The 9839-nt window shown below is 60.7% G+C and carries 6 protein-coding genes and 1 pseudogene; 2 read left to right on the forward strand and 5 right to left on the reverse strand.

The window, feature by feature from the left end:
- Positions 1 to 124: 124 nt before the first annotated feature.
- Complete coding sequence (locus MKK54_RS05070; RefSeq protein WP_244009620.1) at positions 125 to 646, forward strand: MucR family transcriptional regulator; 522 nt, start codon at positions 125 to 127, stop codon at positions 644 to 646.
- A gap of 428 nt (positions 647 to 1074) precedes the next feature.
- Here the strand turns inward: MKK54_RS05070 and MKK54_RS05075 are convergent, their stop codons facing one another.
- The 5 genes from MKK54_RS05075 to MKK54_RS05095 all read right to left on the reverse strand — a co-directional run bounded on the left by MKK54_RS05075 (position 1075) and on the right by MKK54_RS05095 (position 8204).
- Positions 1075 to 2157, reverse strand: coding sequence for a catalase family peroxidase (locus MKK54_RS05075; protein WP_244009613.1), 1083 nt, complete (start codon positions 2155 to 2157; stop codon positions 1075 to 1077).
- Positions 2158 to 2208: 51 nt separating this feature from the next.
- Positions 2209 to 3924 carry a methyl-accepting chemotaxis protein gene (locus tag MKK54_RS05080; RefSeq protein WP_244009614.1) on the reverse strand — a complete coding sequence of 572 codons (1716 nt, stop codon included), beginning with the start codon at positions 3922 to 3924 and terminating at the stop codon, positions 2209 to 2211.
- A 252-nt stretch (positions 3925 to 4176) separates the two neighbouring features.
- Positions 4177 to 4674, reverse strand: coding sequence for a PAS domain-containing protein (locus tag MKK54_RS05085; protein WP_244009615.1), 498 nt, complete (start codon positions 4672 to 4674; stop codon positions 4177 to 4179).
- A gap of 286 nt (positions 4675 to 4960) precedes the next feature.
- Positions 4961 to 5902, reverse strand: a complete 942-nt coding sequence (locus tag MKK54_RS05090) for an alpha/beta hydrolase (protein WP_244009616.1) — start codon at positions 5900 to 5902, stop codon at positions 4961 to 4963.
- Between the two features lie 70 nt (positions 5903 to 5972).
- The gene (locus MKK54_RS05095; protein WP_244009618.1) at positions 5973 to 8204 is read right to left on the reverse strand and encodes a TonB-dependent siderophore receptor; all 2232 of its coding nucleotides are present in this window, start codon (positions 8202 to 8204) and stop codon (positions 5973 to 5975) included.
- Between the two features lie 693 nt (positions 8205 to 8897).
- Here MKK54_RS05095 and MKK54_RS05100 point away from each other — a divergent pair.
- A pseudogene (locus tag MKK54_RS05100) lies at positions 8898 to 9839 on the forward strand (hypothetical protein); the annotation flags it as partial.

Raw genomic sequence — 9839 nt, forward strand, 5'->3', positions numbered from 1 at the left:
GGTACCTATGATATCAGCTCGGAATGAGCAATTTTTGCAATTTTGATAAATCGAGGCTTGATTTCTGCATGTTTGCCGTGAATGCGGTAGCGTCCGAAGCTCGGAGGGTCATGAAGTGCAAGACTTGGTTGAAAACGAGGATACAACCGAAACCGGGGGCGGCGATTACATAACCCTGACAACCGATATCGTATCGGCTTTTGTGTCCAACACTTCCATACCTGCGAGTGAACTCGCTAATCTCCTTGTCTCTGTGCACACGGCGATCAGCGGCCTTGCCATTGGTAGATCTTCCGGTCTCTCCAAGGATGCTATCGCGAAACCAACCCCGGCTCAGATTAAGAAGTCGATTACGCCCGACGCGTTGATCAGCTTTGAGGACGGCAAGTCCTACAAGACGCTGCGTCGCCACCTTACACTCCGTGGGCTTTCTCCTGAGGCGTACCGCGCTAAGCATGGACTCCCGGCTGACTACCCGATGACGTCGGCCAGCTACTCGGCCCAGCGTTCCGAACTCGCTCGTAGTTTAGGATTGGGGCAGCAGCGGAAAAGCTACGCCAAAGCTGCTGATGCGGACGAGACAGTCTCGAAGGCGCCGGCCGGACCGAAGAAGGCTGGTCGCCCGCGCAAGGCTTCCGCAGCCTGATATCGCTTAAGGGTTCACCCCATATCGAAACGAGTGAGCCCGCTCGGCGCGACACCGAGCGGGCGCGATCAGCGCTACATTCCTGACGAGGGAGAACCTGGAAGACCCATGCTGATCGTACTCTCGCTTTCAGAGTGAGGCTGTGCACGTATCAGGTCCTCGACGGCAGGCCCCCCGCCGATGGCCCACCTGTCGTGTCAAGCTTCGCGCGGCATCCGACGCCGTAGACGTTGGATGTCCGGCTTCCGGGCTCGCGCTGGAAGCGGCAGGATTGCGTGAGCGCCAGGTAGACGTCCAGCACCGAGGCGTGAGCCCCGAAGCGCTGGCGAAGTCGATCGACCCGGTACGTCCCGCGCCGCTCGCAGTCGCCCATCCGAATTGACTTACGGACCGCGTCATGGCGCCGACCCGCCTACGAACCACCCATGCTATCTGCCGCCGCCCTCTTGATTGCGAGCAGCCACAGATTTTGAACGTCGTTCAAAGGAGATCCTGTAAGCGCGCGTCCGAGCCGCCAGCAGCGGGTCGTCAGACGATGTTATCCCAGATACGAGATTGAGGGGGGTGAAGAACAGAGGCTGGTCTGTCGCCTCAGGTCCGGATGTGAGCGTCCGAAGAGTGATGGTCCCAACCTCCACAATTGCACGGTTCTCTGCCCATGCCACCGACCCATCATGGATGGGATCACCGGGCGCGGGAAGTTGAAGCAGCAGCCGGAACTCAGCAGGAGAAATCTTCAGTTGTTCTGCCAGGTCCTGAGAGAGGAAGTCTGGTGCGCGCTTGGCAGCGTCAGAAGCAGAAAGGTGCACCTGTCCGGCCACGGGCTCGATGCGATAGCGTCCGTACTGCTCAACCCCAGCAGCATTGATGAACCGAAAAGCGTCCACGCCGTAGAACGCTTCCGTCGCGAAGCTGGCAGGCGTGGGCTTGGGCGCGTCGACGAAGTTCTTAGCAGCTGGATGGGTCTCCAAGAAAGCGGCAAGAACCTGAGGGTCCTTGGCTCCAACTGCCTTGAGGAAGCCCAGGAAATCTTCGGGCGTTCCGGCTGGAAAGCCGTTGTAGGAATGCGCCACGATGTCGGTATCTTCACCGTCGGGTAGGATAAATTTGATCGCCATGCCGCGTGGACTGCCGCTCGGGTCACCATCGGCGCGAGCTGGGAGGCTGGAGAAGTTCGAGAACCTGACCACGACCGGGACTGCTGTGCCCTGGAAGTGAACAGCATGACTCACGGACTTGGCGCTCGCTCCCGCGGTGAAGGTACCCTCGCAGAGAACACCCTGGCCATGGACCGCTCTCATGCTCGCATGGGGGCCTGCAAAAATGGCGTCGAAAGCCGCAACGATGCCTTTGGCAATCTCCGTCTGGTTCGTCTTGGATGATGCTTGCTCCTCAGCCGCAAACAGCGTGGTCGACGACATAAGAAAGGCGACACTGGCACTGAGCCAACGAGTCCGGGAATATTGCTGCGAGAACGAGAGGCACTGCTTCTGCACGATCTGGACTTTCAAGGGGCATTTAGACATTTGAGTTATTGGACGTCGGTGCAGATCAGGAACGGCTCAGGCAGCTCGTACCGTGGCCAGAAAGCGGGTGACCTCCGCGTTGAGGCTTTCAGACTGGCGTGACAGTTCCCCAGCCGCACCCAGAACCTGACTGGCAGCGGCTCCCGTGTCCTCAGCAGCACGGGCCACGCCCGTGATGTTGCTCGTCACCTCGCTCGTACCCATCGCCGCTTGAGAGACGTTGCGTACGATCTCCTGGGTTGCCGCACCCTGCTCCTCGACAGCCGCAGCAATGGACGTCGCGACGCTGCTGATCTCCTGGATGCGAGACGCGATCCCACCTATGGCTTGAACCGCTTGGCCTGTCGCTCCTTGGATCTGGGTAATCTGTTGACTGATCTCTGTGGTCGCCTTCGCGGTCTGATTGGCGAGTTCCTTGACCTCGGCCGCGACCACCGCGAAGCCGCGTCCCGCCTCACCGGCGCGGGCCGCCTCGATGGTGGCGTTGAGCGCCAGCAGGTTGGTCTGACCCGCGATGGTCGCGATCATCGTCACCACATCACCGATCTTCGCAACTGCTCGGCTCAGCTCCTGTACCAACGCGGCGGTTTGATCGGCCTCAGCCACGGCACTGTGCGCGAGTGAAGCAGAGCCATCCACCTGGCGACCGATCTCCTGCACCGACGAACCGAGCTCCTCGGCTGCGGCCGCAACCGTGTTCACGTTGGAGGCGGCTTCTTCTGCGGCGGCCGCAACGGTGGTGGACTGGCTTGCGGTCTCGGTGGCCGTGGCCGTCATGGTCTGGGCCGTGGCCTGCAGCTCGGTCGCCGAGGATGAGACCATGCCGATGATGCCGCCGACTGCATCCTCGAAGCGGCTTGCCAATTCAAGCATTCCTGCCTTGCGCTGCTCCTCGGCCGAGGCCCGGGCCAGGGCCGTCTCGTCCTCCAGAGCACGGGTGCGGATGAGGTTGTCCTTGAAGACTTGGACGGCGGCTGCCATCGCACCGATTTCGTCCCGCCGCGCGCGGTAGGGGACCTCGGACTGCGTCTCACCGGCTGCCAGGAGCCGCATCGCTGCCGTCATCCGGGTGATCGGGCGTGAGATGCGCAGTGCGCCGAACATCATCGCACCAAGTGCGGCCACCACCGCAAAACCCACGGCGATATAGGATGCCAGGGTGGCGGCATCGGCGTCACCGACGGTTGCATCCACGTCGCGCTGAGCGCCCTGTTCGTTGAGGGTGACATCTTGAGCCAGCGCCTCGCTCAGGTCCGTGTAGAGCTTCAGGGTGTCGGGATGGGCAAGCTCAGCAAGAGCCTCTGTCTGCCGCCCCGTTTCGATCAAACCGAGCATGTGCCGGCTGGTCTGCTGGTAAGCATCCCACAGGCTGGCGAAGCGCTCGTAGATTCCCCGCTCCTCGGGCGAGGAGATCATCGGCTCGTAGCGCTTGCGAGCCTGCGCCATGCTATCCAGCGCCCCCTCGTACTGCTGTCGGTTCGCGGCGAACTTCTGCGCATCGGTCGAAGCGGTCACGAGCCGGTACTGCTTGATACGAACCTCGGCCGCCCTGGCACGGATCTGGTTGACGACGATCACCGAGGGCAGCCAGTTCTTGGCGACTTCGGTGATGCCGTGCCGGATCCCGCCGAGCTTCCATACGGTAAGACCGCCCTGTCCGCCCGCTACGAGGGCCAGCAGGCAGAACAAAACCGTCAGCGTCGCTTTGAGGGAAAGGGTGAGACGAGGTGAGGCGGTACCAGAAGCGGACATGAGGCGGGTCCCAGGTCGAGCAGGACCAGGTCCTTGCGCAGGTCAGAGACGGATGTCTCACTGCGTAGAGGATGCGTCCATGCTGAAGCACAGATGGGGGAGAACCGTCGGCGTGGGACCGCTTTGCACGGCTTCTGATTGCCTTCGATTGCAGTACCTTCAGGGGTAATGGTTAATTCGCTGCTAATCTGAGGCTTTATGAGATCAAATTGGATATAACATTTGATAAATTTTAGTAAGTATCCCTAAAAATCATATCTTATGATTGTTTTTGTTGGTGCTGAAGATATCCAAGGCTCGGAGCGCATCCGTTAACAGCTCATTACTAACATTGGCGGGGACGTAACGTCCCGCCTTTCCCGCCGCAGGACGGCCCAGGCGACGCACGACTTCACGCTCAAAGGCGATGAAGTGCTCAGCTGTACCGTCCATGCCCAGAAGCGGTCGGCAGTCGATCTCAACCCGGTACCGAGTGCCATCGGGCCGATAGTTTGAGAGGAAGCCGTGGAAGGGCTGGCTTGCTGCCAGGGCCTGATGGAATGCGTCTAGCGTCGCACGACGTGTTTCGCGTCCCTGCATGAAGCGCGGGGTGAGCCCGATCACCGTTTTATGATCGCGTCCCGTCAGCTTACCGAATGCTGGGTTGGCATAGAGGATGGTGGGACCCGGTGGTTCAAGGGTTTGGTCCGTGATGACCACCGCGACAGGAAGGTCGTGCGCGAAAGCTCGTATAAACTCGATAATCGTCATCCAAAATGCATGTCTATCTATGCGTCGCGTATCCGCTCACAAACTGTTTCCAGGGCAACCCAACAACCAGATGTGTGTTCCAGAAGCGCCTGTCTCAAGACCGCAGGCAAAACCGCTGAGTACAATATGTAAGAAAAACGGTCGGATTTCCGACGGCGTAATAGATAGGATGAATGTCTTGTTTGGGTGGTTTTGCGATTTGCTGCTTACGAATGGCGAAACCGTCGAGGTGGACGTTCGCTCTGGTAAGTGAAAGCCGATCACCGTCAGAACGCAGCTATTTTCCTCATTTTAGAAAGAAAGCGACCGCATCATTTACGGCTTCGGGCAGAATGCTCATATGGGTTCGCTCAGGGATCAACCGGAACTGGCTAGTTAACCCAGAAATTCGAGCGAGCCGGTCCGCCATCTCCCGCGATAGCTCGACCGTTCGCGTCGATTTCAGGCGGCTCAAGCGAGCCTCACGATCTGAGGCATCGCGTTGAAACGGTGCCAAGTCCTCCTCGTAGGCCCCCGCCACAATAAGCACGTTGGCGTGAACGGGCGGCCCATTTTCGAGAACGACAATACTCTTCAGCAGCACGAGGTCCTCCCAGTAAACGGACGGACTGGCCGCGATCCAATGCGAGAAGGCTGTCGGCGCGTTGGCAAGAGCATAGAGGACAAAGAGCCCGCCGAAGGAATGGCCGAAGAGCGCTTGCCGAGCCGGGTCGACTTGGATGCGCCTCTCGATCGCGGGTCGGAGCTCGGTCACGACGAAACGAAGGAAATCCTTGGCGCCGCCCGTCCGGAGGGTGGGCCCGCCAGGTTTGTACGGCGGGTAGGACTGGCCCGGCGGCGGCGTGTAATCCCAGGAGCGGCGAAGGCCGTCATAGGCTTCATCTCCGGGGTAGCCAATCCCAACGATGGCGAACCGTGACCCGATCCCTGTCGCATTCGGATAAGGCGCTTGCACGCGTTCGATATCAATTACGGTGGCCGTTACCGCGTTGCCGTCAAGCAAGTACAGAACAGGCCAGCCGCTGGCCGGTGCATCGCCAGGCGGGACGTAGAGTGTGATCCGCCATGGCGTCCGTTCTCTGTTGCCACCGTAATCGAAGCTGATCGCCCCAGCGAGCCGTGCGGGCTCATCCGTATCAGTCTCGGCCGCGACGGAGTGGTTCGCCAGTATCAAACCAGATGTCGACAAGAGACCAGCGAACGTACGCCGCGAGATGCCTGCCCTCACTCGACGCACCTATTGGAAGCGTTCATCGTCATCGAAGAGTGTCCGGCAACTATCAGGAAGGGATCTTCGTTTACCACCGGTAGATCAAGCTGCCGATAACAGTGGCCGGCTCGTTGCGGTTGCAGAAGCCGAACGAGCACGTCTGATAGCGCCGGTCGAAGATATTGTAGGCATTCACCTGCGCGCGGAAACCTTTGTAGCGGGGATCGAGCGCCGCGAAGTCGTAGGCAACGAGCGCGTCGTACAGTGTCACAGCGGTGTTACGCGCGGTGTTTAGGTCGTCTGCGAAGCTCGTTCCGATGTAGCGGATGCCGCCGCCGAGCTGGAGACCGCGTAGGGCCGAGGAGGGCGGAAAGGCGTAGGTCATGAACGAGGCGTAGGTGTCCCCTGGGATGCCCGAGACACGGTTGCCGTCAGCGGAGACGGCATTGAAGTTCGCGTCGAAGGCGGTCTGGCGCAGGAACCGAATGTCGACATGCGTGTAAGCGATCGTCAGATTGGTACCGGGCGCGATGTTAGCCGTAGCCTCGGCCTCGAAACCAGTGGAGCGCACGGCCCCAGTGGCTGAAGAGAACGCGATGGCGTTCGGATCGGTGCGCAGGATGCTCGACTGGACGATGTCGAAACCGGCGAACGCCGCTTGGATGTTGGTGCCGGGGATCAGGTACTTCACACCTGCCTCGATCTGGTCGCCGGTGGCCGGCTTGAAGGCTTGGCCGTTCCGGTCGAGGCCGACCTGCGGCGTGAAGGTGGTGGCGTAGCTGGCATAGGGCACGAGCCCGGGCGCCAGGACGTAGCCCAGACCGACGCGACCGGTAAAAGCGTTGTTATCCTGGCGCGAGACGGCCGCGTCGGGGGTGGCGCGGTTGTCCTGGAAAACTTGATCAAAGCGCCCGTTCACCGTCAGGATGAAATTCCCGAACTTGGCCTGATCCTGCAGGTAGACGCCGATCTGGTCTTGGGTCTGACGCGCGGCGGCCCCAAGGGTCGGCGTTGCGATAAATTGCTGGCCATAGTTGCGGGTGATCAGGTTCAGATCCGGAACCGCGACGCTGTCGCCAAAGTAGCTCCCGAAGCGGCTGGTCAGACTGTAGCGTGCGTAGTCGATGCCTCCGACCAAGGTGTGCGCGACGGGACCGGTGGCGAAGTGTGCTTCGAGCTGGTTGTCCAGCGTCTGCTGCACGATGCCGGAGCGGATGTAGCCGTTGTCCCGGGTGCCGATCGTCCGCTCCGCGTTGATGGAGGTGATGTCAACGTACTTGCCCGTAAGGAATAGGCCGTAGTTGCGGAAGTTCTGACGGAAGATCAGGTCCGGGGTGAACTTGTGCTCGAAGGCGTAGCCGACCCGGTACTGGGTCTGGTCGAGACCGGCGAAGCGTGGATCGCCCATGTAGAAGTTTGTCGCCCGGAAGCCCGGGTCGTTGTAGAAAAAGGTGGTCGCTGGTACGCTCCGGACTTGGAACTCGCTGAGGAACGTGAACGTGGTGTCGGCCGAAGGCTTCCAGGTGAAGGCCGGGGCGATGTTGAGCATGTCGTCGTTGGTACCGAGCCCGATGAAGCTGCCAGCCTCACGCCGCACGCCGGTGAGGCGGTAGGCCATCGTGCCGCCCGACCCTTCGATCGGCCCCCCGACATCGAAGTTGCCTTGGAAGCGGTCGAAGCTACCGGCCTGGAACTGCACCTCACCGAAGGGGGTGAAGACGGGGCGTTTCGAGGTCACATCGAGGATGCCGCCGGGCGAGCCCAGGCCGTAGAGGCCCGAGGCTGGTCCGCGCAGGATCGTCACCGCCTCCAGGCCATAGGGCTCGGTCTTCGGATAGGCGAAGCCGCTACCAATGATACGCAGCCCGTCGCGGTAGAGGCCCTGGTTGGTGAGCACGTCGAAGCCGCGGATGAAGATCTGGTCGAAGCGCGGGTCGTAGCCGGAGCGCGCTGAGATCGCACCCGGAACGTAGGCTACCGCCTCGGCGAAGGTCTGAACGTTGCGATCGTTCAGTTCCTCGCGAGTAACGACGGAGACTGATTGAGGGGTTTCGATCAGCGGAGTGTTGGTCTTCGTCGCAGCCGTTGCGATTCGTGCCGTGTAGCCGGTGATGCCTGAAGGGCCGCCCCCGCCGCCGCTGGTTGCGGCTGTCCCACCGTCGCCGCCGCTGAGATTGGCGCCGCTACCGCCGAGCGCGGGGCTAGGCGCTGTCCCCTCGACGGAGAGTTGTTCGAGCTGGACGCTCTGCTGAGCAGTCGCATTTCCGGCGAGAGCGGTGGTCGAGAGAAGGAGGACAATTATGGAGGAGCGGTTGGTCATGACGCATGCCGATCAACGCCTTCAACGGCGCAACGTCAGTTCCATCGTCGTTCTTGGATCGTGCGACAAGGCGAAAACGTGTTGTAAAACACACACTTAGAAGTCTTCAAATCTGAATTCGTTCTAATCTAATAGGCGAATGTGCGATAAGGTCGCAAAAGTGTCGCACCCCCCTGTCAGGTGGGCTCTTGCGCTGGACTAAGCGTCCTCTTCCATACGGCCTCCTGCTAGATGCAAGCGGCAAGTTTAGGTCGGAAGCGGCCAATGTGTTTTGTCGGAAAAACGATCGCTTTGCCTACACGACCGGCGCCTTCGCTTCCGGCGAACGAATGGCAGCGGCCGATCGCGCTGCCGCCATTTTTCGATCATCTCAAGCCACGGTTGCGTTGGCGACAAACCATCGAAAGTGACGAGCGCACCGTACAGTCATACATATGTTGGATTTCAAATTTTATGCCTTCTAACCGCAAGAAATTCCACAGATTATTTTAGATTACTGTGCAAAGTATACGTAGTCCGTATGCATTTAATGAGCGAACGAGCTTTCGGCGCCTTGAGCGTTGCAGAATTATCTCATCTCGTAATTCTAGCAGGACGATGCGGTCTTCGCACTTCGGTCATCAGCATCTTTCGGTTAACAAAATTTCTGATTGCACGGTCGTTTCGACCTACGCCGCCTATTAGGACATAGCGATGACGACCACGCGCGCTTCGACGGCGGCCGACGGGACACAAGGCAACACCGCCAGCACGACCACTTCATCGGCGTCGCAGATCTCGGCCGACGGCCGCTACGTCGTCTTCTCGAGTAACGCCACCAATCTCGTGACTGGCGACGCGAACGCGACCAGCGACATCTTCGTCAAGGACCTGCTCACTGGCGCGGTTACTCTCGTTTCTGTCGCGAGCGACGGCACACAAGGGAATGCCAGCAGTACCAACGCTTCGATCTCGGCCGACGGCACGCGCGTCGCCTTCACGAGTTCCGCCACCAACCTCGTGGCCGGTGATACGAATGGCCAGCAGGATATCTTCGTCCGAGACCTGACCACCAACACCACCACCCGCGTCTCCGTGGCGAGCGACGGATCGCAGGCCACCGGCGGCGCCAGCCTCAGTGCCGCGATCTCGGCCGACGGCACACATGTCGCCTTCACGAGCGCCGCCACCAACCTCGTGGCCGGTGACACGAACGGCCAGCAGGATATCTTCGTCCGAGACCTAACTGCCAACACCACCACCCGCGTCAACGTTGCGAGCGACGGATCGCAGGCCACCGGCGGCGCCAGCGTCAGTGCCGCGATCTCGGCCGACGGCACACATGTCGCCTTCACGAGCGCAGCCACTAACCTCGTGGCCGGCGACACGAACAACCAGCAGGACATCTTCGTCCGAGACTTGACACCCGGCACCACCACCCGCGTCGCCGTGGCGAGCGCCGGATCGAAGGCCACCGGCGGCGCCAGCAGCAGCCCCTCAATTTCGGGCAATGGCGCGCGAGTTGCCTTCACGAGCAATGCCACCAACCTCGTGGCCCCCGACACGAACGGGAACCCTGACGTCTTCGTGGCCGATGCCGTCTGCTACGCCGCCGGCACCGCGATCCGGATCACGCGCGACGGGACCGCGCGCGAC

This window comes from Methylobacterium sp. J-068, assembly GCF_022829445.1.
Classification (GTDB): domain Bacteria; phylum Pseudomonadota; class Alphaproteobacteria; order Rhizobiales; family Beijerinckiaceae; genus Methylobacterium.

What these genes read in the sequence shown, in the direction of transcription:
- MKK54_RS05095 (WP_244009618.1), bottom strand. Translation starts at nt 8,204, where the DNA reads ATGACCAACCGCTCCTCCATAATTGTCCTCCTTCTCTCGACCACCGCT.
- MKK54_RS05085 (WP_244009615.1), bottom strand. Translation starts at nt 4,674, where the DNA reads ATGACGATTATCGAGTTTATACGAGCTTTCGCGCACGACCTTCCTGTC.
- MKK54_RS05080 (WP_244009614.1), bottom strand. Translation starts at nt 3,924, where the DNA reads ATGTCCGCTTCTGGTACCGCCTCACCTCGTCTCACCCTTTCCCTCAAA.